18 protein-coding genes and 1 tRNA gene are annotated in these 23840 nt (G+C 71.0%); 16 read left to right on the top strand and 3 right to left on the bottom strand.

Annotation, left to right across the window (positions count from 1 at the left end):
- Positions 1 to 51 precede the first annotated feature (51 nt).
- On the top strand, positions 52 to 2451 hold the full coding sequence (locus OG852_RS16945) for a beta-galactosidase (protein WP_330348368.1): 2400 nt from the start codon (positions 52 to 54) through the stop codon (positions 2449 to 2451).
- A gap of 186 nt (positions 2452 to 2637) precedes the next feature.
- Positions 2638 to 3720: a LacI family DNA-binding transcriptional regulator gene (locus OG852_RS16940; protein WP_133912425.1), complete on the top strand. Its 1083-nt coding sequence runs from the start codon at positions 2638 to 2640 to the stop codon at positions 3718 to 3720.
- 24 nt (positions 3721 to 3744) lie between these two features.
- On the opposite strand, the gene OG852_RS16935 is transcribed toward OG852_RS16940, so the two are convergent.
- Positions 3745 to 4434, bottom strand: a complete 690-nt coding sequence (locus tag OG852_RS16935; RefSeq protein ID WP_166663542.1) for a DUF4232 domain-containing protein — start codon at positions 4432 to 4434, stop codon at positions 3745 to 3747.
- A gap of 163 nt (positions 4435 to 4597) precedes the next feature.
- Here OG852_RS16935 and OG852_RS16930 point away from each other — a divergent pair, with 163 nt between their 5' ends.
- The 3 genes from OG852_RS16930 to OG852_RS16920 all read left to right on the top strand — a co-directional run bounded on the left by OG852_RS16930 (position 4598) and on the right by OG852_RS16920 (position 8816).
- Positions 4598 to 6412 (top strand): alkaline phosphatase D family protein, encoded by a 1815-nt coding sequence (locus OG852_RS16930; protein WP_133912423.1) that lies wholly within the window; start codon positions 4598 to 4600, stop codon positions 6410 to 6412.
- 16 nt (positions 6413 to 6428) lie between these two features.
- Entirely contained in the window at positions 6429 to 8099 is a 1671-nt protein-coding gene (locus OG852_RS16925; protein ID WP_330348367.1) for an FG-GAP repeat domain-containing protein, read from the top strand.
- A gap of 333 nt (positions 8100 to 8432) precedes the next feature.
- Positions 8433 to 8816: a DUF6083 domain-containing protein gene (locus tag OG852_RS16920; RefSeq protein WP_330348366.1), complete on the top strand. Its 384-nt coding sequence runs from the start codon at positions 8433 to 8435 to the stop codon at positions 8814 to 8816.
- Between the two features lie 17 nt (positions 8817 to 8833).
- Here OG852_RS16920 and OG852_RS16915 read toward each other — a convergent pair whose 3' ends face one another.
- On the bottom strand, positions 8834 to 9499 hold the full coding sequence (locus OG852_RS16915; protein WP_330348365.1) for a hypothetical protein: 666 nt from the start codon (positions 9497 to 9499) through the stop codon (positions 8834 to 8836).
- 228 nt (positions 9500 to 9727) lie between these two features.
- On the opposite strand from OG852_RS16915, the gene OG852_RS16910 reads away from it, so the two are divergent.
- The 3 genes from OG852_RS16910 to OG852_RS16900 all read left to right on the top strand — a co-directional run bounded on the left by OG852_RS16910 (position 9728) and on the right by OG852_RS16900 (position 11521).
- A complete protein-coding gene (locus OG852_RS16910) occupies positions 9728 to 9991 on the top strand; it encodes a hypothetical protein (protein ID WP_443064533.1) in 264 nt (87 codons plus the stop codon).
- A 74-nt stretch (positions 9992 to 10065) separates the two neighbouring features.
- A complete protein-coding gene (locus tag OG852_RS16905; RefSeq protein WP_330348364.1) occupies positions 10066 to 10953 on the top strand; it encodes a nuclease-related domain-containing protein in 888 nt (295 codons plus the stop codon).
- Between the two features lie 145 nt (positions 10954 to 11098).
- Positions 11099 to 11521 carry a hypothetical protein gene (locus OG852_RS16900; protein ID WP_330348363.1) on the top strand — a complete coding sequence of 141 codons (423 nt, stop codon included), beginning with the start codon at positions 11099 to 11101 and terminating at the stop codon, positions 11519 to 11521.
- A 221-nt stretch (positions 11522 to 11742) separates the two neighbouring features.
- Here OG852_RS16900 and OG852_RS16895 read toward each other — a convergent pair.
- Positions 11743 to 11814, bottom strand: a tRNA-Arg gene (locus tag OG852_RS16895).
- Positions 11815 to 11982: 168 nt separating this feature from the next.
- On the opposite strand from OG852_RS16895, the gene OG852_RS16890 reads away from it, so the two are divergent.
- From OG852_RS16890 to OG852_RS16855, 8 genes are all read left to right on the top strand, one after another.
- Positions 11983 to 12492, top strand: coding sequence for a response regulator (locus OG852_RS16890; protein ID WP_133917166.1), 510 nt, complete (start codon positions 11983 to 11985; stop codon positions 12490 to 12492).
- 476 nt (positions 12493 to 12968) lie between these two features.
- Entirely contained in the window at positions 12969 to 14015 is a 1047-nt protein-coding gene (gene nrtL / locus OG852_RS16885; protein WP_330348362.1) for an ArgS-related anticodon-binding protein NrtL, read from the top strand.
- A 15-nt stretch (positions 14016 to 14030) separates the two neighbouring features.
- Positions 14031 to 15422, top strand: a complete 1392-nt coding sequence (lysA, locus tag OG852_RS16880; RefSeq protein WP_133917168.1) for a diaminopimelate decarboxylase — start codon at positions 14031 to 14033, stop codon at positions 15420 to 15422.
- A 164-nt stretch (positions 15423 to 15586) separates the two neighbouring features.
- Positions 15587 to 16879: a homoserine dehydrogenase gene (locus tag OG852_RS16875; RefSeq protein WP_166663764.1), complete on the top strand. Its 1293-nt coding sequence runs from the start codon at positions 15587 to 15589 to the stop codon at positions 16877 to 16879.
- Between the two features lie 6 nt (positions 16880 to 16885).
- On the top strand, positions 16886 to 17944 hold the full coding sequence (gene thrC, locus OG852_RS16870) for a threonine synthase (RefSeq protein WP_133917169.1): 1059 nt from the start codon (positions 16886 to 16888) through the stop codon (positions 17942 to 17944).
- Between the two features lie 401 nt (positions 17945 to 18345).
- A complete protein-coding gene (gene thrB / locus OG852_RS16865) occupies positions 18346 to 19290 on the top strand; it encodes a homoserine kinase (RefSeq protein WP_133917170.1) in 945 nt (314 codons plus the stop codon).
- 405 nt (positions 19291 to 19695) lie between these two features.
- Positions 19696 to 21723, top strand: coding sequence for a transcription termination factor Rho (gene rho, locus OG852_RS16860; RefSeq protein WP_133917171.1), 2028 nt, complete (start codon positions 19696 to 19698; stop codon positions 21721 to 21723).
- 159 nt (positions 21724 to 21882) lie between these two features.
- Positions 21883 to 23691: a trypsin-like serine protease gene (locus OG852_RS16855; RefSeq protein ID WP_330348361.1), complete on the top strand. Its 1809-nt coding sequence runs from the start codon at positions 21883 to 21885 to the stop codon at positions 23689 to 23691.
- Positions 23692 to 23840: the final 149 nt, after the last annotated feature.

Genomic DNA, 23840 nt, shown 5'->3' with positions numbered 1-23840 from the left:
CGCGCCCGCCCGCGCCCACCGTCACCACCCCGACCCGGAGACCGCCACCCGATGCCGCATCACCACATCCAGGTCCCCACCCCCTCCCCACCCCCACTCCGCGACCACCTCCCCTTCTCCGACGCCCCCACCGCCCCCGACCCCATCGCCGTCACCAGCCGCTGGCTCACCCGCGCCGGCCGCCCCTGGTTCCCGGTCTCCGGCGAGTTCCACTACTCCCGCCACCCCGCCGCCCACTGGGAGGAGGAACTCCTCAAGATGAAGGCCGGCGGCATCACGGCGGTCGCCTCCTACCTCATCTGGATCCACCACGAGGAGACCGAGGGCGACCTCCGCTTCGACGGCGACCGCGACCTCCGCCGCTTCGCCCGGCTCTGCGCCCGCCACGGCCTGGACCTCATCCCCCGCATCGGCCCCTGGTCCCACGCGGAGGTCCGCAACGGCGGCCTCCCCGACTGGGTCATGGCCCGCACCCACGCCCCCCGCACCGACGACCCGTCGTACCTCACCGCCGTACGCCCCTGGTTCGAGGCCGTCGCGGCGCAACTCCGCGGCCTGGACAGGGCGTCCGGCGGCCCCGTCATCGCCCTCCAGATCGAGAACGAGCTGTACGACCAGCCCGACCACCTGCTGACCCTGAAGCGGATGGCCCGTGACGCCGGCCTCGACGCGCCCCTGTGGACCTCGACGGCCTGGGGCGGCGTCCGGCTCCCCGGCGACGAACTGCTCCCGCTCTACGGCGGCTACCCGGAAACCTTCTGGACCGAGCACGACGGCGGCTGGCCCGACACCTGCCGCAAGCACTTCTTCTTCACCCACCAGCGCGACGACGAGGGCATCGGCGCCGACCTGCGCCCCACGACCGTACGCGGCACCGACCCGTCGGCCCACGCGGACCGTTTCCCCTGGGCCACCTGCGAACTGGGCGGCGGCATGGCGGTCGCCTACCACCGCCGCCCACGCGTCGACGCCGCCGACATCGGCGCCCTCGGCCTCACCAAGATCGGCTGCGGCTCGGTCTGGCAGGGCTACTACATGTTCCACGGCGGCACGAACCCCCTCGGCGACCTCACCACCCTCCAGGAGTCCCACGCCACCGCCTACCCCAACGACCTCCCGGTCCTGACCTACGACTTCCAGGCCCCGCTCGGCGAGCACGGCCAGTACCGTCCGTCGTACGACGAACTCCGCCTCCAGCACCTGCTGCTGGCGGAGTTCGGCGAGCGGATCGCCCCCATGGAGTCGGCCCTGCCCGCCGACGGCCCCGACGGCCAGCACGACCGCACGACCCTGCGCTGGGCGGTCCGCACGGACGGCCGGGCCTCCGGCTTCCTCTTCGTCACCAACCACCAGCCGCACGAGCCACTGCCGGCCCACGAGAACACCACCTTCACGGTCGCGTTCCCGGGCACCGAGCCGCCCCTCACCCTCCCCACCACCCCCGTCACCGTCCCCTCCGGCGCCTACTTCTGCTGGCCGCTGCGCCTGGACGTGGCCGGCCTCCGCCTCGACTGGGCCACCGCCCAGCCGGTCTGCACGGTCGCCGACGACGACGGCCGTACGATCCTGGTCCTCGCGGCGACGGACGGCATCGACCCCGAACTGGCCCTGGACGCACGCACGGTGGGAAAGATCACCGGAGCCGGCACGGTACGGCGGGAAGCCGGCCGCCTCCTGGTCACCGGCCTGCGCCCCGGCACCGAGGCCCTCGTCGAGACGGAGACCGCCGACGGCGGCCGGGTCGCCCTGCTCGTCCTGGACGCCACGACGGCCCGTACGGCCTACAAGGGCACGGCATGGGGAGCGCCGCGCCTGATCCTCTCCCCCTACGGGGTGGTCCTCGACGAGGAACGGGACGAGGTACGCCTCCACACCCGGACGGACGCGCGCCCTGCCGAGCCGCCGGTCCTGGCGGTCCTCCCCGCCCCGCCCCACCCCCCGACGGTCTCCGGGGCCACCCTGACGGGGACCCCGGACGGCCCCCTGACCCGCTACACCCTCCACCCCGACCCCACGACCCCCGGCACCCCGCTGCCCGAACCGTCCCTCACCCTCCTCCGCCCCCCGGGCCCTCCACCGGCCCCCACCACCGGTGTCCTCGCCCGCGCGAGCGCCCCCGCCGACGAGCACTACGACGCCGTGGCGGCGGTGTACCGGGTGGACGTCCCCGGGGATGTCCCCGAGGGCACCCTGCTGCGCCTGCACTGGACCGGGGACACGGCACGGGCGTACACCCGGACGGGGGAACTGGTGGCGGACCAGTTCTTCGCGGGCCACCCCTGGGAACTGGCGGCGGACCGGCTGCCGCCGGGCGAGCCCCTCCTGCTGAAACTGCTGCCACCGGCCCCCGACGCGAAGGTCCACCTGCCGGTGGAGGCGCCGCCGGGCGTGGCGGAGGTGAAGCGGGCGGAGTGGGTGACACGACGCCGGTGGACCCTGCGCCCGGCCTGAGGCGCGGCCCGGGAAAGGCCCGGGGGAGGCCTGGGCCGTTGCCCTCCTGGCCGGACCTGCTCCGGCCTCTGCGCCCCGCCCGGCCTATCCTGTGGGTCAGCCGGGCGGGGCAGGCCCGGTGGATCCGCGGTCGGCGTCCGGCCCCGCCGCGGAGCAGCCCCGGCCGAAGGAAGCAGAGCACCCACCATGACCCCAAGCGCCGCCGACGGCCCGGCGACCAAGGGACGCAGCCGCCGCAACTTCGCCGGCGCGCGCCCCGTGATGGACGACGTGGCGAAACTCGCCGGCGTCTCCAAGCAGACGGTCTCCCGGGTGCTCAACGACAACCCGGCCGTCCGCGCCGAGACCCGCGAGGCCGTCCAGCAGGCGATGCGCACCCTCGGCTACCGCCCCAGCCGCAGCGCCCGTTCCCTCGCCAGCGGCCGTACCCGCATGCTCGGCGTGATCTCCTTCGACGCCGCCCGCTACGGCCCCGCCTCCACCCTGACCGCGATCAACACGGCCGCGCAGGACGCCGGTTACCTGGTGAGCTCGATCGCGCTGGACACGGCCGACAAGGACACCGTCGTCCGCGCCGCCGACCGTCTCTCCGCCGAGGGCGCGGACGGCGTGATCGCGATCGCCCCGCAGCTCTGGGTCGCCCGGGCCCTGGCCGAGGCCCACCTGGACACCCCTTTGGTGGTCATGGACAACGACCTCGGCGACGGCACCCCCCTGGTCACCTCGGACGCCCGCACCGGCGCCCGCAAGGCGACCGAGCACCTCCTGTCCCTCGGCCACCCCACCGTCCGGCATGTGGCGGGCCCGACCGGCTGGACCTCGGCCGACCGCCGCGCGGACAGCTGGCGGGAGACCCTGAAGGCGGCGGGCGCCGAGATCCACGCCCCGCTCATCGGCGACTGGAGTGCCGACTCCGGCTACGACCTCGGCCGCGAACTCGCCAAGGACCCCTCCGTCACCGCGATCTTCGTCTCGAACGACCAGATGGCCCTGGGTGTCCTGCGCGCCCTCCACGAGGCCGGCCGCCGCGTCCCCGAGGACATCAGCCTCGTCGGCTACGACGACATCCCGGAGGCCGCCCACTTCCTGCCCCCGCTGACCACCATCCGTACGGACTTCACCGACATCGGCACCATCTCGCTGCGCATCCTGCTGGACCGCATCGACGACCGGCTCGACGCCTCGTCCGGCCCCCGGACACCCGTGCCGCCCCTGACCCTGGTCCCCGTGGAACTGCGCGTCCGGGACAGCACGCGCCGGGCCCACTGACCGTCGGCGAATTGGGGACCGCGCTCACCCCGAGGGCGTGAACGCCCGCACCCGCACCCCGGTGTCGCAGATGCGCACCGCCTTCTTCTTCCCGTCCGAGGTCGTGAACGCCGGTGTGAGCGGCCGTGATTCGCCGGGCGGGACGACGTCGAGCCCGGTGATGGGGTCGCACTCGTCGAGGCTGGTGAAGGTGAGCGCGGCGGTGGCCGAAGCACCGGGCGCGAGGCTGACCTTCGCGGCCTCGGCGGCCGACCCGGCCCAGTCCACCGGCAGTTCGGTCCGCCCCGTCTCGCCCTCGAAGAGCAGGGACGGGAAGCCGCGTACCGTACACGAGCCGTCGCCCTTGTTGGTGAGCACGAGGGAGACCCTGCCCTCCCCGGTGCCGCGTGCCACGGCCGTCAGATCCTTCGTACGGCAGTGGTCGGCGGCGGGGCTGGGCAGCGAGTCGGCGCCGAAGAGAACACCGGCGGACGGAGTGGACGCACCGGTGCCCGTGTTGCCGGCGCCCCTGTCTGTGTCCGCATCTGCGTCTGCCGTGGCGTCTCCGTCGGCGTTCGCCCCGGCAGCCTCCGGACTGGACCCGCTCCTCGGGACGTACCCGGCCTCGGACGACGAGGACGATCCGGCACCGGACGCCGAGTCGGAGCCGGACGAGCAGCCCGCCACCCCCATGAGAAGCAGGACGGCGGCGGCGTAACTCATGGGTCGGCGCATGTCTCCTGCTGGTTCGTCGAACGGACAGACGGATGGATTACGGCCCCCGGGCCACCTGCTGCGAGCGTATTGCATAGAATCCACGGCGATCACATTCACCGGCGCTGCGCAGCGCACCGCCTTTGGGGGGAAAGGCACACAGGTGCAGTCGAGCGACAACTCCATGCATACGGGCGGGACCGACGGCATACGGCGCCGGAGGTTCCTGGGCGCCGGAGCCGTCACGCTGGGAGCCGCGGGGGCGGCGGCCGCCGGGCAGTTGCTGCCGGGCAGCGCCTCCGCCTCGGTGAGCGGGGCGGCGGCCACGGCCGGCGCGGGCACGGAGGTGAGCGGCACCGTCTTCAAGCTGGGCGTCGCCTCCGGCGATCCACTGCCGAACGCGATCGTTCTGTGGACCAGGGTGACCCCCGCGAACCAGGGCAGCTCGGGCATCCTGCCCTCTTCCGTGGCCGTGACCTGGGAGCTCGCCTCGGACAGCGGCTTCGCGACCGTCGTCAAGAGCGGGACGGCGACGGCGAGCAGCAGCCTCGGACACAGCGTCCACGTCGACGTCACGGGCCTGACCCCGGCCACCGACTACTGGTACCGGTTCAAGGCCCTGGGCCGCACCTCGATCACCGGCCGCACCCGCACCGCGCCCGCCGCCGGCAGCACCCCCGCGAACATGCGGATCGCGCTCGCCTCCTGCCAGAACTGGCAGCACGGCTACTTCACCGCCTACCGGGACATGCGCGAACAGCAGCCGGACCTGGTGCTCTTCGTCGGCGACTACATCTACGAGAGCTCCGCGTACTCGTACCGCGTACGCCGCCACGAGGGCACCGGCCAGCCCGTCACGCTCGCCCAGTACCGCGCCCGCCACGAGCAGTACAACACCGACCCCGACCTCCAGGCGATGCGCGCCGCCGCCCCGTTCGTCGTCGTCTTCGACGACCACGAGGTGGAGCAGGACTGGGCCGGTGACGTGGCGAACGACCCGACGGCCTGGCCCACCGCGAAGTTCCTGGCCCGCCGGGCCGCCGCCTTCCAGGCCTTCTACGAGCACATGCCGATCCGCGCCGCGCAGAAGCCCAGCGGCCCGGACGTCCTGATGTACCGCTCCCTCGACTTCGGCACCCTGGCCCGGCTGCACGTCCTGGACACCCGGCAGTACCGCGACGACCAGGCCACCACCGCCGCCGGCGCCCTCAAGGACGGCCGCGTCATCATGGGCGACACCCAGCGGACCTGGCTGGTGAACAGCATGCGCGCCTCCGGCGCCCGCTGGAACCTCGTCGCCTCGCAGGTGATGATGGCCGAGACCGACTTCCTCGCCGGGGTCGGCAAGGAGTGGTCGTACGACGCCTGGGACGGCTACCAGAAGGAACGCGCCGCCCTGCTCGCCGAGTTCCAGGACGTCCGCAACCCGGTCGTCCTGTCCGGCGACCGTCACCGCACCATCGTCAGCGATCTCAAGCTGGACTTCGACGACCCGGAATCGGCCGTGGTCGGCGCGGAGTTCGTCGGGACGTCCATCTCCAGCAGCGGCGACGAGGACCTGGCGGCGTTCGCCGCCGAGTGGGCGCCCAAGCTGGCGGACAACCCGCACTGGAAGATGATCGACGCCCGGCGCGGCTATCTCCTCTTCGACATCACCGCCGACGGCATCGACGCCCGGCTGCGGTCGATCTCCACGGTGGTCACCAAGAACGGCACGACCACGACGGCCGCGACCTTCCGCGTGGAGGACGGCGTACCGGGCGTGCACCAGGTGGGGGTGGAGCGGGAGACGACGACGGCGAGCACCGAGCAGTCGCCCTCCCCCCAGGAGACCGCGACGACGACGGCCCCGGAGGAGACCCCGACCGGCACCGACGGGCCGACGGACACGGTGCCGGACACGGCGACGCCGACGGACCCCACGACATCCTCGCCGAGCGACGCCACCGCGGAAACGTCCGCCGACGCGTCTGCCGCGGCCCCCTCCACCACCCCCTGACCCTCCGGGAGAGAACGTGTTCACCACCCGATCCCGGCACCGAGAAGAAAACGCCGAAAGCACCGGCCGCCGACGCTCCCGAAGGTCCGCCAGGAAGGCATGGGCGCTCGCCGGCACGGTGGCCGTGCTGGCGGCCGGCGTCTTCGTCCTGTCGCCCGGCGACGCGGGCGCGACGGCCCCGGCACGCGGCGACTTCGACGGCGACGGCACCTCCGACCTGGTCTACCGCAATGTGGCGGGCCAGTTGTACGTCAACACGGGCGCGGCCGAGACGATGGCCCTCGACACGGACGTCGCCAAGGTCAAGGACGTCCTCACCCCGGGCGACCTCGACTCGGACGGCGTCCAGGACGTGCTGACGCTGAGCCCCACCGGCGTGCTCTTCCTCCACTCCGGCGTCTACGCCCGCACCCCCGGCGGCCTGGGCTCGTACCGCACGGTCGCGTCCGGCTGGCAGATCTACAACAAGGTCGTCGCCCCGGGGGACCTGAACGGCGACGGCAAGGCCGACCTGCTGGCCCGCACCCCGGCCGGCACGCTCTACTTCTACCCCGGCAAGGGCACCGGCGCGTTCGGCAGCAGGGTGACGATCGGCACCGGCTGGCAGCAGTACGACGAGCTGATCGGCGCCGGCGACCTCACGGGCGACGGCATCGGCGACCTCCTGGCCCGCACCCCGGCGGGGGTCCTCTACCGCTACACGGGCAAGAAGGGCGGCACCTTCAACGCCCGGGTCAAGGACCCGAAGACCGACTGGGCGTCGTACGGCCAGATCATCGGCGGCGGCGACTGGGACGGCAACGGCAAGACCGACCTGCTGGCCCGGGACTTCGCCGGCCAGCTCTGGTTCTACCCCGGCAACGGCAACGGCACCTTCGGCACCAGGTCGGCCCGCAGCAAGGGCTGGGGCAAGGTGACCCAGTTCGCCGGGGCGGGCAACAACCCGCACGTCGGCAAATACGGAACGATGGCCCGCACTTCGGCGGGAGCGGTCTACAGCTACCAGGTGACCGGCACCGGCACCCTCACGAGCAAACTCCTGGTCGGCACGTCCTGGCCCTCCTCCACCACCCGCCTGGCCTACGCCGTCTCCCTGCGCCAGAACGGACTGGCCGACCTGGTCGTCCAGTCCATCAGCACGGGCAAACTGACCAACCCGGCGTCCTACGCCCTCGCGGACCCCACCCTGGCCACGGGCTCCACCTCCTACAACCGGATTGTGGGCCCCGGCGATGTGACGGGCGACGGCAAGGGCGACCTGCTGGCCGTCACCACCTCCGGCACCCTCTACCTCTACCCGGGCGACGGCACCGGCACCTCGGTCGCCTCCCGCGTCAAACTCAGCTCCGGCTGGCAGGCCTACAACGCGCTGATCGGCGCGGGCGACGTCACCGGCGACGGCCGCCCCGACCTCCTCGCCCGCGACACCGCCGGCACCCTGTGGCGCTACGCGGGCACCGGCTCCGCCTCGGCCCCCTTCTCCTCCCGGGTCAAGGTCGGCACGGGCTGGCAGACCTACAAGAAACTCTTCTCCCCGGGCGACGCCAACGGCGACGGCAAACCCGACCTCATGGCCACCACCTCCACCGGCGCCCTCTACTTCTACGCCGGCACAGGCACGGGCGGCTTCAAGCCCCGCGTGAGCAAGGCGAGCAGCGGCTGGGACGGGTGGGCGGACCTGCTCTGAGCCGTCCGAGCGGCGTCGCGTGAACGCCCTGGTGAACGTCCCAGTGGACGCCCTGCGAACGTCCCAGTGGACGCCCTGGTGAACTTCCCAGTGGACGCCCTGGTGGACTTCCCAGTGGACGCCCTGGTGACGTACGCCTGATCGCACCCGTAGACCGCCGGCCCAGGTGGGCCGGGCCGGCGGCCTCGTCCGGTCTCGGCCGCGTGACGCAGGCCGACAGATGCTGGTGGCACCTGCCGCGTCGCATGTCGCCCCGTCACCGCACCCCCGCCCCAGGACTTCCGTCCGGTTCGCGCTCTACACCTGGGCCGACCGGCTGGCGACCCTCACGGTATGGGGGTTTCGGACGAGACACCGCGAAGGCTGGGCACGGGCCGGACGCGCTGCCCGCACTGCGGGCTGGTGCAGGACCGGGTGGCAACCCTGGACCACGACTGGGTGCTGCTGGAGCCCGACATGCACCCGCTGGCCCACACGGTGCCGGCGGAGCATCGCTGGATCGAGCTGTCCGACGGACGGGTGACGGTCTACGGCGTGTGCCCGCCGGACCAGTTCCAACGGTGCCGCGTCGAGCACCGCCTCGCCTGTTCGGCACAGCCACTGCCGGACCTATGGCCCTGGCTGACGACCCTACGAGGCGAGAACGCCCGCCACTCCCAACGCCAGAACGCCCCGGAGCCACCCCCGCCCCCTGAGGAATGGCCGGACGCCGGCTGAGAGCCCCACCGCATTCTTCAGCTCAGCGGATAACCAGCTTTGAAGATGTCCTGTTCGAGATCGGACAGGGTGATCTCTGCATTCAACGCCCTGACCACCTGTTCGGTCAGGGGACGTGATGAGAAGACATGACGAACCGCCTCCAGGTCGACCGGAACCTCGTAGTAGTCCTCGGCCCACCGCTGAAACGCCTCGGGCGAGCGATCCACCAGCAGGCGGAACAGATGCTCGGCCCCGTCCGGATCCTCCATATCCCTCTCGGGGAAGTCGATCGTCCCCGTCCTCCAGCCGTCGTCTCCCGTCTCCCGCCACATGCACGCGGTGACGACGGGCATCCCGTCCTCATCCGTGAAAGCAGGCTCCTCTACGCAGGACCGAAAGACGTCGGGCACCTCATCCACCACTCCGGGCCAAGGCCCGTCCCCGGCATAGGGGCTCATGGCCGATTCGTGATCGAACCCACGAACGTAGGCACCGGCGGCCGAGAAGACGATCGCGTACTCGTCGCCCGACCCGTTCCGCATCGAAGCCATCGACGCACTCTCGGACCAACGGTCGTCGAAGGAGTGGTAACGGTCCCCCCACTCAGGACTCAGAACCGCCTCCAGAACGGCCAGAGAACGACAGTGCTCACGAAGGACAGCCAACTCGGGCATCCGCAGGGCAACATCATGAACGGTCACCCCGCCATCCAAACGCACACCACTGACAGGCGAGGCCCTGGCCGACGGTCCCCGACACCCGCGAGAACGGTGGAGCCGCTCCCCATCGGAAACCGAAGGTGTGTGGGCGGATACCGGCGTGCCCGCGGCCGTCGCCTCGCGGGTCCGTTCGCCGCCATGTACTTCGGCGGACTTCGGCCGGCGGCGGAGCGGTGGGCCTCGTAGAAACGGGCAGGGGCCGTCCCGTCCGTGACCTGCTACCGCGTAGGACAGGATGCCCGGCTCCTCGCGCTCCCACCGGCCGTCGCCTCCTCACCGCTCGCGAGTCGGCCGAACGACCTCCGTCACTCGGCGCTGTCGACCTGGCTCAACGCGGGCGTTGACCCCACCGAGGTGGCCGAGCGCGCCGGCAACAGCGTCGAGGTCCTGCTGACCCGCTATGCGAAGTGCCTCGACGGACGGCAGGACGTCGCCAACCGGCGTATCGAGGACCTCCTTCGCGAGTACGTGTGAGGCACCCTGCACCGCATCGAAGCTCCGGGCATCTTGTCCGGGGCCTCTCTCGTTTTGGGCCTTACCCTGTTGCGATGCTTCGAGCCGAGAGCGGACGAGGGGGGCTCGTGGAGCTGAAGGTCACGCGCTGGAAGCGGTACGGACATGATCGCTGGTACGCGAATGTGCCGGATGGCACCGCGGTCGGCTGGGCGGACGTGAGGACGGGGGACATCACCGTCCTGGTCGATCAGTATCGCGACGACGTGATCGCCGTGCTGACACACCACTTACGGGACAGCCCCGAGCCGGTCTTGCCGCAGGAGGCACCTGAAGCTGAAGTTCGCCCGATGCTGCCGCCTCTGACGCCGGCAGACGACCTGTCCACCAACCGTCCCGGTGAATCCCTCCGGGACCTGCTCGCTTCATCCGGCCCAGGTCTCATCGAGCGAGTCGTCTCACTGCTTCTGCGGCGCCCCACGGAGTGGGATTCGTGGCGTAAGGGCCTGGCGGGGGAGAGGCGAGTAGGAGCCGAGCTGGACCGCTTGGCGCGTCATGGATGGCGGGTCCTGCATTCCATCCCCCTGGCCAGCAACGTGGACGTCGATCACTTGCTGATCGGGCCCGGAGGGGTGTTCAGCATCAATACGAAGCACCACCACAACAGGGCTGTATGGGTCGGCGACGACTCCGTGAGGGTCGATCACGGAAAACCGGCGCCCTACGCACGCAAGAGCCGGGCGGAGGCCAAGCGAGTGGTCCGAGTGCTTGAGCACTATTGCGGCTTTCCCGTACCGGTGGAGCCAGTGCTCGTCTTCGTCGGCGTGACTGATCTAAAGGTGGTCGCCACTCAGCTCAGCGTGCGCGTGTACCAGGAGCGTCAGGTAGCCGCACTGGCACCGCTTTCGGGGGTGCTGACGGCTGAGCAGGTTGAGCAGGTGTACGGCGTCGCTCGTCATCGCCAGGCTTGGAGCCGGGCCTGAGTCGGTGCGTCTCAGTGAGGTGCTGGCCTTCCCTGCGGGGGCTGTGGGTGGTCCCCAGGGGTGTGACCATCGTCGGAGTGCCCTGTCAGTGCCGTCTCTTACGCTCCGCTCTTGAACAAACAGTTCGAATGGAGAGGGGACGCGGATGGGCGGCAACGCATGGACCCGCACGGGCCCGTATCAGCGTGATCTGGAGGCCGCGTTCCGGCAGGCCCAGGAAGACGAGTTGGCGCGGGACAACCACGGTTTCGAGGGCCGGTCCGTCGAGGAACTGTGGCAAGACCCGGAGTGGCAGGAGTACATCTTCACCGGTGGGACGGGGACCGTGCTGGACTTCCCTCTCATGATCGAGGCCGCGGACACCGACGACGGTCCGTTCATGCGGCCGCTGACCGATGGCGAGGTGCGTGCGTGGGCTCCTCACGGCCGGCCCACCTACGAGGAGTGGGACGCCGCTCTCGATTCCGAGCGGTTGGATTTCCCAGGCCGCGCCCAGGGGAACTGCACAGTGCTTTACCGCGACGGCAAGCCCGCGCAGATCGGCTACTGGGGGGTCACTGCCGACTAGGGCGGAACCGGTACCGCCTTGCGAGTGGCCCCTCCACCTTTCCCGGGGCCACATCGTTTTGCGGGGGCTCACCTGGCGTGACGCTCCAAGATCCCGTCCACGCCTCCCGTCTACAGACCCCGACATGCGGCCGCTTCGGGCCGCATACCCCTGCACATACGCGAAGACCCCGACCGCAGCGTTTCCGCTGGTGACGGGGTCTTTGGGCACCTGATCCAAGGTGCCCCCGGCAGGATTCGAACCTGCGCACACGGCTCCGGAGGCCGTTGCTCTATCCCCTGAGCTACGGGGGCGTGTCGGGCGGGAGCTGTTTGCTCGCGGCGACGGGTAGAACACTACCAGCTCCCTCGGGGTGTTCATGAACGGGTTTACGGGGGCCGGGGAGGGGTGGGTGTCGCCCGCAGGGGGTGGAAGTGGGGAAAACCCGGACGCGGTGGCCGGTGTCGACCTACTCTCGAGTTGTGCCAGGCGCGTCGGGTCGGGTGCTTGTTGTGGACGACAACAAGGTCATCCGGCAGCTGATCAGGGTCAATCTCGAGCTTGAGGGTCTCGAGGTCGTGACCGCCTCCGATGGTGCCGAGTGTCTGGAAGTCGTTCATCAGGTGCGGCCCGATGTCGTGACGCTCGATGTCGTCATGCCCCGCCTGGACGGCCTCCGGACCGCCGCTCGGCTGCGTTCCGATTCACGGACGCGTGATCTTCCCCTCGCGATCATCAGTGCGTGTACTCCGTACGAGGTCGAGGCCGGCCTTGAAGTCGGTGTCGACGCCTTCCTCGCCAAGCCCTTCGAGCCCCATGAACTCGTCAGCGTCGTAAGGAAGTTGCTGGAGGGGAAGCGGCCGGAGCCGGAGAGCGTCCCTGGCGCCGGGGGCGCGGGCGGGGGAGCGGTCGGGCTCGGTTTCGGCACTCCCCTCGGGGCCGGGGGAGGCGTGGGAGCGGGACAGGGGAGCGGAGGGCCCGGCTCGGAATAGCGAGCAGGGGGAGGAGGCTGGTCATTCGGTCTTCGGGGCAACGGGCTCGCCCGGTCTTCGGGTCGTGGGTTTGCCTTCTCCGCGAGCCGAGGGGTTCGCCCGGCCTTGGGGTCGTGGGTTCGCCTCTTCCTCGGGCTGTGGCTTCGCCCCCTCTTCTGGCCGAGAGGTCTGCCTCTGCCTCCCCTTCGGGCCAAGAGGCTTGCCCGGGCTTGGGGTCCTGGGTCCGCCCCCCTCAGGCTGTGGGTTCGCCCCTCTTCGGGCCAAGAGGCTCGCCCCCCGGCCCAAGAGGCTCGCCTCCCCCCAAGCCAGGACGCGCACCTCCCCCAAAGCCAAGCAGCTCGCCCAGTCGTAAGGCCAAGGCCTTACCCCCCTTCGGAGGGAGAGGAAAGCGTGCCGTTTCCCCTCCGGCGTCCACATCGCGGGACCTCTCCAAACCGGCTCGCCTACCCACCCCCCTCCTCCCCTACGCTTGTCCCGTGACCCCCGTCGAGCTCTCCCGCACCGTGCTGCACGCGGTGCGTCGTGCTGTCGACGCCGGGGAGCTGAGCGTGGCCGTTCCGGCGCGGGCGGTGGTCGGGCCGCCGGGGCCCGGGGGCGCCGGGGACTACGCCACGAACATCGCCCTGCAGCTCGCCCGCCCCGCCGGGCAGCCCGCGCTGCGGGTCGCCGAGGTGCTGCGGACCCATCTCGCCGGAGCGGACGGCATCACCCGCGTCGAGATCACCGGGCCCGGCTTCCTCAACATCAGCCTTGATCACGGCACCGCCGCCACCGGGCTCGTTGGGCGGATCCACCGCGAAGGGCCTCGGTACGGGCACGGTGACACCCTCGCCGGGCAGGTGTACGAGCTGCGCGTGCCGTTCGAGGTCCGGGCCGAGGTGCTCGCCGACGCACTGGCGCGGATCGTCGCCTCGCAGGGCGGGCGCGTCGCCACGCGGCACCGTGATCCCGGGGACATCGACAAGCCCCCCAAGGGCATCGGCCCCGAGCCCTTCGAGCTCCGCCCCCGCCCCGCCCCCGAGGACCCCACCCCCCTCGGGCTCGACGCCGCGTGCTGGGCGTTGCTCCATCCCGCTCCGCACGACTGCCCGCGCATCACCGCCGATCACCTGGTCCAGCGGGAGAGCAACCCCCTCTTCCGGGTCCGTTACGCCCACGCCCGCACCCGGGCCCTCAGCCGTAACGCCGCCGATCTCGGATTCAGCGCCGAGCCCGGACCCGTGGACCCTTCCGGCAACCCCGAACCGGCACAGCTCCTCCCCCTCCTCGCCGACTACCCCCGCGTCCTCGCCACCGTCGCCGCGCTTCCCCGGCCGGAGGGCGTTGCCGCGCCCTCGCGGCTCGCTCGGCATCTCGTCGGGGTCGCGGACGCCACGCTGCTGCTGCTTCCCCTCGTGCTGCCGCTCGGCGAGGAGAAACCCTCGGCCGCCCACCGTGCCCGGCTCGCGCTTGCCGAAGCCGCCGGGACGGTGCTGGCCGGCGGCCTGTCCCTGCTCGGCATCGACGCACCCGATCACCTCTAGAGAGCCAGCCAGAACATGAGCCGTTCCGCCCACCCCGCCGGGCCCCGTCACGCCGATGTCCTTCCCGAGGGGCACTACTCCGCGCCGCCCAGTGACCTCAACGTCCTCGACCCGAAGGTCTGGGCGCAGACCGTCGAGCGGGACGGGGACGGGGTCGTCACCGTCGGGGGCATCGACGTCAAGCGTCTTGCCGAGGAGCACGGGACCCCCGCCTACATCCTCGACGAGACCGACTTCCGGGCCCGGGCCCGTGCGTGGCGCGGCGCCTTCGGGAGCGACGCCGACGTGTTCTACGCCGGCAAGGCGTTCCTGTCGCGCGCCGTCGTGCGGTGGCTGCACGAGGAGGGGCTCAACCTCGACGTGTGTTCGGGGGGTGAGCTGGCCACCGCGCTGTCCGCGGGGATGCCCGCCGAGCGCATCGCCTTTCACGGGAACAACAAGTCGGCGGAGGAGATCGAGCGGGCGGTGAGCGCCGGTGTCGGGCGGATCGTGCTCGACTCGTTCCAGGAGATCGTGCGGGTCGCCCACATCGCGCAGTCGCTCGGTAAGCGGCAGCGCGTGCAGATTCGTATCACCGTGGGGGTGGAGGCGCACACCCATGAGTTCATCGCCACCGCCCACGAGGATCAGAAGTTCGGGATTCCGCTGGCCGGGGGTCAGGCCGCCGAGGCGGTGCGGCGGGCGCTGAAGCTCGACGGGATCGAGCTCATCGGCATTCACAGCCACATCGGCTCGCAGATCTTCGACATGTCCGGGTTCGAGGTCGCCGCGCACCGGGTCGTCGGGCTGCTCAAGGACGTCCGGGACGAGCACGGTGTCGAGCTGCCCGAGATCGATCTGGGGGGCGGGCTCGGGATCGCGTACACCAGCGACGACGATCCGCGTGAGCCGCACGAGATCGCCAAGGCGCTGACCGAGATCGTCACGCGGGAGTGCGAGGCCGCGCGGCTGCGGACGCCGCGCATCTCGGTGGAGCCCGGGCGGGCGATCGTCGGGCCCACCGCCTTCACGCTGTACGAGGTCGGGACCATCAAGCCGCTCGACGGGCTGCGGACGTACGTCTCCGTGGACGGCGGGATGTCGGACAACATCCGTACCGCGCTCTACGACGCCGAGTACAGCGTCGCTCTCGTGTCGCGGACCTCGGATGCCGCGCCGATGCTCGCGCGGGTCGTCGGCAAGCACTGCGAGAGCGGGGACATCGTGGTGAAGGACGCGTTCCTTCCGTCGGACCTGGCACCGGGTGACCTGATCGCCGTACCGGCGACGGGTGCTTACTGCCGGTCCATGGCGAGCAATTACAACCATGTGCTGCGGCCGCCGGTGGTCGCCGTGGCCGACGGGGAGTCGCGGGTCATCGTCCGCCGGGAGACGGAGGAGGATCTCCTGCGGCTCGATGTCGGGTGAGGGAAAAGCCGAAGAGAAACGAAAAACAGACGCGCGGGAGAATCTTCTGTCTGCCGCCCCTGTGAAAATGAAATACATGTCTCACAATCCGGACCGGGGATAGAAACTCCGGTCCGGTGAGTGAGACTGGTCCAACCGTAGACGGTATGAGGAAACGAGGTCGGATGATGCGTACGCGTCCGCTGAAGGTGGCGCTGCTGGGCTGTGGAGTGGTCGGCTCAGAGGTGGCGCGCATCATGACGACGCACGCCGACGACCTCGCCCAGAGGATCGGCGCACCGGTGGAGCTCGCCGGCGTCGCCGTGCGCCGGCCCTCGAAGGTGCGCGACGGCATCGACCCGGACCTCGTCACCACGGACGCCACCGCCCTCGTCAAACGCGGGGACATCGACGTCGTCGTGGAGGTGATCGGGGGGATCGAGCCCGCCCGGACGCTGATCACCACCGCCTTCGCGCACGGCGCCTCCGTCGTCTCCGCCAACAAGGCCCTCCTCGCCCAGGACGGCGCCGCGCTGCACGCCGTCGCCGACGAGCACGGCCGGGACCTGTACTACGAGGCCGCCGTCGCCGGGGCCATTCCTCTCATTCGGCCGTTGCGGGAGTCCCTTGCCGGGGACAAGATCAACCGGGTCATGGGCATCGTCAACGGGACGACCAACTTCATCCTCGACAAGATGGACAGCACCGGGGCGGGCTACCAGGAGGCCCTCGACGAGGCCACCGCCCTCGGGTACGCGGAGGCCGACCCCACCGCCGACGTGGAGGGCTTCGACGCCGCCGCCAAGGCCGCCATCCTCGCCGGGATCGCCTTCCACACGCGCGTGCGGCTCGACGACGTCTACCGCGAGGGGATGACCGAGGTCACCGCGGCCGACTTCGCCTCCGCCAAGAACATGGGCTGCACCATCAAGCTGCTCGCCATCTGCGAGCGGGCCGCCGACGGCGGCTCGGTGACCGCCCGCGTGCACCCCGCGATGATTCCGCTGACCCATCCGCTCGCCTCCGTGCGCGGCGCGTACAACGCCGTGTTCGTGGAGTCCGACGCGGCCGGTCAGCTGATGTTCTACGGCCCCGGCGCCGGCGGTGCCCCCACCGCCTCCGCCGTGCTCGGCGACCTCGTCGCCGTCTGCCGCAACCGGCTCAGCGGGGCAACGGGGCCCGGCGAGTCGGCGTATGCCGCCCTGCCCGTGTCGCCGATGGGTGACGTCGTCACCCGCTACCACATCAGCCTGGACGTGGCCGACAAACCGGGCGTTCTCGCCCAGGTGGCCACCGTCTTCGCCGAGCACGGCGTATCGATCGATACGGTTCGCCAGCAGGGCAAGGACGGCGAGGCCTCCCTCGTCGTCGTCACCCACCGCGCGTCCGACGCCTCCCTCAGCGGGACCGTCGAGGCGCTGCGCAAGCTCGACACCGTGCGGGGTGTCGCCAGCATCATGCGGGTTGAAGGAGAGTAACCAGCAATGACCCACCAGTGGCGCGGAATCATCGAGGAATACCGGGATCGGCTGCCGGTGTCCGACAGCACCCCCGTTGTGACGCTCCGCGAGGGCGGCACGCCTCTCGTGCCCGCGCAGGTGCTCTCCGAGCGCACGGGCTGCGAGGTCCACCTCAAGGTGGAGGGCGCCAACCCGACCGGGTCCTTCAAGGACCGCGGGATGACCATGGCCATCAGCAAGGCCAAGGAGGAGGGCGCCAAGGCGGTCATCTGCGCCTCCACGGGCAACACCTCCGCCTCCGCCGCCGCCTACGCCGTCCGCGCGGGCATGGTGTCCGCCGTGCTCGTGCCGCAGGGCAAGATCGCGCTCGGCAAGATGGGGCAGGCCCTCGTCCACGGCGCGCAGATCCTCCAGGTCGACGGCAACTTCGACGACTGCCTCACGCTCGCCCGCGAGCTCAGCGACAACTACCCTGTCGCGCTGGTGAATTCGGTCAACCCGGTGCGGATCGAAGGGCAGAAGACCGCCGCCTTCGAGATCGTGGACATGCTGGGCGACGCCCCGGACATCCACGTCCTGCCGGTCGGCAACGCGGGCAACATCACCGCGTACTGGAAGGGCTACAAGGAGTACGCCGGCGACGGCATCGCCTCGAAGACGCCCCGGATGTGGGGGTTCCAGGCCTCCGGCTCCGCGCCCATCGTGCGCGGAGAGGTCGTCAAGGACCCGTCCACCCTCGCCACCGCGATCCGGATCGGCAACCCGGCGTCCTGGCAGTACGCGCTGGCCGCGCGGGACGAGTCGGGCGGCATCATCGACGAGGTGACGGACCGTGAGATCCTGCGCGCCTACCGGCTGTTGGCCGCGCAGGAGGGTGTCTTCGTGGAGCCCGCGTCCGCCGCGTCCGTGGCGGGTCTGCTGAAGGCCGCCGAGCGCGGCGACGTCGACCCGGGCCAGCGGATCGTCTGCACGGTCACCGGCAACGGCCTCAAGGACCCGGGCTGGGCCACCGAGGGCGCCCCGCGCCCGACGGTCGTCCCGGTCGACGCGGCGGCGGCAGCGGCCCGCCTGGGTCTCGCGTAGAACATCCCCGCGGAGTGCACCCGCGGAGAACATCCGCGGGGAACACTCGCGGAGATCCCTCCCCGCGGAGAACATCCCCGCGGAGTACATCCGCGGGGAACGCTCGCGGGGATCCCTCCCCGCAGAGAACATCCTCGCGGGGAACCCTCCCCGCAGAGAACATCCTCGCGGGGAACCCTCCCCGCAGGGATTACCCCGGCAGGGGTGCACAGGGGGCTTACGACACGCATCGTGCGCCTCCTGTGCGCCCTATGTCGCCGCAGAACCTTCCTTCGATAGGCTGTACTGAACCCGCCCGCCGCATATGCCGCAGCGCCGTGTCGCTCTCGCGGCCTGAGGGCCCTCACGTATCCATCGCAGGTCATTCGACAGTCACGCAGCTCAAGGAGAGTCATCGAGAGATGGCCGGTCCCGCCTTCCGCGCCGCCCCCGTCCGGGTGCGCGTCCCCGCCACCAGCGCCAACCTCGGCCCCGGCTTCGACGCCCTGGGCCTGTCGCTGGGGCTCTACGACGACGTCGTCGTCCGGGTGGCCGACTCCGGGCTGCACATCGACATCGCGGGTGAGGGCAGCGAAACGCTTCCGCGTGACGAGAAGCACCTCCTCGTCCGGTCCCTGCGCACCGCCTTCGACGTCCTCGGCGGTCAGCCGCGCGGCCTGGAGATCGTCTGCGCCAACCGCATCCCGCACGGCCGGGGCCTCGGCTCCTCCTCCGCCGCGATCTGCGCCGGCATCGTCGCCGCGCGCGCGGTGACCATAGGCGGCGAGTCCAGGCTCGACGACGCGGGTCTGCTCGAGCTCGCGACCGAGATCGAGGGCCACCCGGACAATGTCGCCGCCTGTCTGCTCGGCGGATTCACGCTGTCCTGGATGGAGGCCGGCGCCGCGCGGGCGATCAGGATGGAGCCCGCGGATTCCATCGTTCCGGTGGTTTTCGTCCCCGGAAAACCGGTGTTGACGGAGACGGCGCGCGGTCTGCTCCCGCGTTCCGTGCCGCATGTCGACGCCGCCGCAAACGCGGGCCGTGCCGCGCTGCTCGTCGAGGCCCTGACCCGGCGCCCCGAGCTGCTGCTGCCCGCCACCGAGGACCGGCTGCACCAGGAGTACCGCGCCCCCGCCATGCCGGAGAGCGCCGCCCTGGTGGAGCGGCTGCGCGCCGACGGGATTCCCGCGGTCATCTCCGGCGCCGGACCGACGGTGATGGCGCTGGCCGACGCGGGAACGGCCGACAAGGTCGAGGCTCTGGCGGGCGCGGACTGGGCCGCGAACCGACTGGCCCTGGATCTGCAAGGGGCGAGTGTTCTGCCGCTCGCTCCCGCTGGTGAAACGCACTCCGGCGACATTTAGTGCACGGTTGCCGGATTTCGAGAGGGGGAATGTTTGTTGGATCCGGTAGTGTTAACCTCAAGTCTGCACCCGACCCCACCATGGCGAGGTGCTTCGTGTCCCCGTCCGGGACAGACATTCTTCCGGGAGCTCCCCAAGCCGCACTGCGTTCCGTACGTCGTATCTGGGCAGTACGCCGTACACCGGCGCTGAGCGGTCTGCAGGGCACGCTCCGGAATCGGTGCTACCACGCCACGTGACACTGGGTGTCACGGTTCGTCGGGGAAGCGCCATCACCAGCAAATTCTCTCTCCGCCGTTGTGGCGGACCACCGCCCCGGCTTCGCCAGAGCAAGGACCGAAGCCGGACAGCACAACCGGTCGCCGAGCCAGACAGGCCGACGTCCGCTCCAGGGAAGGACCCTTCGTGAGCGACACCACCGATCTGATGGGCGCACGTGTCGAGGAGACCGCTGCCGCGCCCTCCACGGACGCCTCCGCGCCTGCCACCGGTGCCGGCTCCCGGCGGCGCCGCGGTACCGGCCTCGAGGGCATGGTGCTGGCCGAGCTGCAGCAGGTCGCATCCGGCCTCGGCATCAGGGGCACCGCGCGGATGCGCAAGAGCCAGCTGATCGAGGTCATCAAGGAGGCGCAGGCCGCCGGCGGCGCCGCCCCGGCGAAGGCCGACGCCCCGGCCGCCGAGACCAAGCCCAAGCGTCGCGCCACCTCCAAGGCCCGCACCGGCGAGGACACCGCCGAGAAGAAGACGGACGCCGCCCCCAAGGCCGAGGCCCCCGCCGAGAAGGCCGTGGCCCAGCAGCAGATCGAGATCCCCGGTCAGCCCGCCAGCAACGACGCTCCCGTCGAGCGCCGCCGTCGCCGCGCCACCGCCGAGGCGGGCAGCCCGACGGCTTCCGGCGCCGAGACCGTCGTCGCCGAGGCCAAGGCCGAGCCCAAGGCCGAGACGCCCGCGCAGCCGCAGGCCGAGGCCCGCACCGCCGAGGCCGGCGAGGCCGACGGCCGCCGCCAGGGCCGCCGTGAGCGCGGCGACCGTCCCGACCGCGGTGACCGCGGCCGGGACCGCGACCGCGGTGACCGCGGCGACCGCCGCGGCAAGGGCGACGACCAGCAGGGCGGCCAGCAGCAGCGCGGCCAGCAGACCCAGCAGCAGAGCCGCCAGGACCGCAACGTCGGCCCGCAGGACGACGACGACTTCGAGGGCGGCCGTCGGGGCCGTCGCGGCCGCTACCGGGACCGCCGTGGCCGCCGTGGGCGTGACGAGATCGGCGCCGCCGAGCCGCAGCTCGCCGACGACGACGTCCTGATCCCCGTCGCGGGCATCCTCGACATCCTCGACAACTACGCGTTCATCCGGACCTCCGGCTACCTGCCCGGCCCGAACGACGTGTACGTCTCCCTCGCCCAGGTCCGCAAGAACGGCCTGCGCAAGGGCGACCACATCACCGGCGCGGTCCGTCAGCCCAAGGAAGGCGAGCGGCGCGAGAAGTTCAACGCGCTGGTCCGCCTCGACTCCGTCAACGGCATGGCGCCCGAACACGGCCGTGGCCGCCCGGAGTTCAACAAGCTGACCCCGCTCTACCCGCAGGACCGCCTCCGTCTGGAGACGGACCCGGGCGTGCTGACCACCCGCATCATCGACCTCGTGTCGCCGATCGGTAAGGGCCAGCGCGGTCTGATCGTGGCCCCGCCGAAGACCGGCAAGACCATGATCATGCAGGCGATCGCCAACGCGATCACGCACAACAACCCCGAGTGCCACCTGATGGTCGTCCTGGTCGACGAGCGTCCGGAAGAGGTCACCGACATGCAGCGGTCGGTCAAGGGCGAGGTCATCTCCTCGACCTTCGACCGTCCGGCCGAGGACCACACCACGGTCGCCGAGCTCGCCATCGAGCGCGCCAAGCGCCTGGTGGAGCTGGGCCACGACGTGGTCGTGCTGCTCGACTCGATCACGCGTCTGGGCCGTGCGTACAACCTCGCCGCCCCGGCCTCCGGCCGCATCCTGTCCGGTGGTGTCGACTCGACGGCCCTGTACCCGCCGAAGCGCTTCTTCGGTGCGGCCCGCAACATCGAGGACGGCGGCTCGCTGACCATCCTCGCCACCGCGCTGGTGGACACCGGGTCCCGCATGGACGAGGTGATCTTCGAGGAGTTCAAGGGCACCGGCAACATGGAGCTCAAGCTCGACCGGAAGCTCGCCGACAAGCGCATCTTCCCCGCGGTGGACGTCGACGCGTCCGGTACCCGCAAGGAGGAGATCCTGCTCGGTGCCGAGGAGCTGGGCATCGTGTGGAAGCTGCGCCGGGTGCTGCACGCGCTCGACCAGCAGCAGGCGATCGAGCTGCTCCTCGACAAGATGAAGCAGACCAAGTCGAACGTCGAATTCCTGATGCAGATCCAGAAGACGACGCCGACGCCGGGCAACGGAGACTGACCCCACGCCCGACCGCGTGTAGGCGTCTCATAAGGGCCGCCCCCTTTTCCAGGGGGCGGCCCTTCGGCGTGTCGGTGGGCGTTGTTACGATCACGCCCTTCGGTCGGGCGTTCGAGCCGGGGCCGGAGCTCAGACTTCTGATCCCTAGGGGGGACTCGAGTGGGTACACCCACGTCCGGGGGCCGACGGCACAGACGCCGGATACGGATCGCCCTGCCCGTCGCCGCGGCCGGTCTGGCCGCGGCCGTCGCCGGTGTGTTCGTGACGACGCCGGCGGGGGCGGCCACCACGGCGCCGACGCCCGTCCACAGCACGCCGTCCACGTCCGCGATCGAGGCACGCCTGGCGACCGCCCTCGCCGGCGACGACACCGCGGGGGAGACGTCCAAGTCCTCCCTGAGCGCGAGCAGGAGCAGTGGCTCGGCGTCCGTCGACCCGAAGATCATCGGCGGTTCGACGACGACCATCACCACCGCGCCGTACATGGCGCAGCTCTGGTACGGCGACGACCGCGGCACCTCCACCACCAGCGACGACATCGGCTTCTTCTGCGGAGGCGCGGTCGTCGCCCCGACGAAGATCCTCACCGCCGCGCACTGCGTCGCCGGGTACGACTGGAAGGCGCACGGCGCCGTCATCACCGGCACCGCGCAACTGCTGTCCGAGACCGCGAGCGGCGGTATCGACCTGCACGGCGGCACCGCCAGCGGGGTCTGGCGGCAGTGGAACAACCCGTCGTACGACGACTACACCATCGACAACGACCTCGCCGTCCTGACCCTGCCGAACCCGGTCAAGGCGACGCCGATCCCGATGACGACCGCCGGCGACACCGCGTCGTACACGGCGGGCACCACCGCGCAGGTCTTCGGCTGGGGCCGCACCAGCTCCACCAGCGAGGACATCTCGGACACGCTGAAGACGGCCGAGCTGCCGATCCAGTCCAACGCCACCTGCTCCGGCGAGTACGGCAGCGACTTCATCGCGGGGCACATGGTGTGCGCGGGCGAGCCCGCCACCGGCTCCGACGCCGGCACCACCTCCGCGTGCAACGGCGACTCCGGCGGCCCGCTGGTCGTCGGCGGCAAGGTCGTGGGCGTCGTGTCCTGGGGCGTGAAGGACTGCGTGGCGGCGGGCGCGTACAGCGTCTTCACCAAGCTCACCACGTACGTCGCCGCCGCCCACCCGCGTGTCGACGACACCAACCTCAGCGGTGACCACAGGGCCGACCTCTTCGTGCGCAACTCCTCCACGAAGACCGGCTACGAGATCGACTCCAAGGGCACCACGCTGGCCTCCCGCCAGTCCTGGGGCTCGTACAGCGCCTGGAACCTGGTCCTGCAGACCGACCTCGACCGCGACGGCTACACGGACTTCGTCCAGCGCCGCGCCTCCGACGGCGACCTGTACTGGCGGCACTACGTGCTCTCCAGCGGCACCTGGACCAGCAACCTGATCGGCGACAACTGGAAGAGCCGGCTCGCGGTCGTCGCCCCCGGCGACGTCACCGGCGACGAGCTGCCGGACCTGCTGTCGGTGGACTCCGCGGGCGTGCTGTGGATCTACCCGGGCAAGGGCAACGGCAAGTTCGCCACCCGGGTGAAGGTCTCCACCGGCTGGAACCAGTACAACGTCGTCCGCGGCCACGGCGACCTGACCAACGACGGCAGGGCCGACCTGCTCGCCCGCAACAAGAGCACCGGCGCGGTCTACCTCTACAAGGGCACCGGCAAGGCCGGCACGGCCGCCTTCTCGGCCCGCGTGAAGGTGCTGACCTGGAGCAACACGACGTACAACGCCTTCGACGCGGTCGGGGACGTCAACGCCGACGGCAAGGCCGACTTCCTGGCCCGTACGCCCGGCGGCACGCTGTACCTGTACAAGGGCACCGGAAAGGCCACGAGCGAGATCTTTGCCACAAGGGTGTCACTCGGTACCAGTTTCAAGCAGTACGACCTGTTCGGCTGAGTCCGGCCGAAACCGCAGGTGAGTAGGGGGACGCCCCGCTCCGCTCCGCACGCTCTGTGTCCGGTCAGCCACTGATCGGGCACAGAGCGTTGTGCAACCCTGTCCCGGGTTTCCCCGTCCGACCAGGCGGGGCGACCATGGTGAGGATG

The sequence above is a fragment of the Streptomyces sp. NBC_00582 genome (assembly GCF_036345155.1).
Taxonomy (GTDB): domain Bacteria; phylum Actinomycetota; class Actinomycetes; order Streptomycetales; family Streptomycetaceae; genus Streptomyces.
This window is presented reverse-complemented; position numbering and strand designations above follow the sequence as displayed.

Coding starts and splice junctions, on each gene's coding strand:
- OG852_RS16945 (WP_330348368.1), top strand. CDS start 52: ATGCCGCATCACCACATCCAGGTCCCCACCCCCTCCCCACCCCCACTC.
- OG852_RS16940 (WP_133912425.1), top strand. CDS start 2,638: ATGACCCCAAGCGCCGCCGACGGCCCGGCGACCAAGGGACGCAGCCGC.
- OG852_RS16935 (WP_166663542.1), bottom strand. CDS start 4,434: ATGCGCCGACCCATGAGTTACGCCGCCGCCGTCCTGCTTCTCATGGGG.
- OG852_RS16930 (WP_133912423.1), top strand. CDS start 4,598: ATGCATACGGGCGGGACCGACGGCATACGGCGCCGGAGGTTCCTGGGC.
- OG852_RS16920 (WP_330348366.1), top strand. CDS start 8,433: ATGGGGGTTTCGGACGAGACACCGCGAAGGCTGGGCACGGGCCGGACG.
- OG852_RS16905 (WP_330348364.1), top strand. CDS start 10,066: ATGCTTCGAGCCGAGAGCGGACGAGGGGGGCTCGTGGAGCTGAAGGTC.
- OG852_RS16900 (WP_330348363.1), top strand. CDS start 11,099: ATGGGCGGCAACGCATGGACCCGCACGGGCCCGTATCAGCGTGATCTG.
- lysA (WP_133917168.1), top strand. CDS start 14,031: ATGAGCCGTTCCGCCCACCCCGCCGGGCCCCGTCACGCCGATGTCCTT.
- OG852_RS16875 (WP_166663764.1), top strand. CDS start 15,587: ATGATGCGTACGCGTCCGCTGAAGGTGGCGCTGCTGGGCTGTGGAGTG.
- thrC (WP_133917169.1), top strand. CDS start 16,886: ATGACCCACCAGTGGCGCGGAATCATCGAGGAATACCGGGATCGGCTG.
- thrB (WP_133917170.1), top strand. CDS start 18,346: ATGGCCGGTCCCGCCTTCCGCGCCGCCCCCGTCCGGGTGCGCGTCCCC.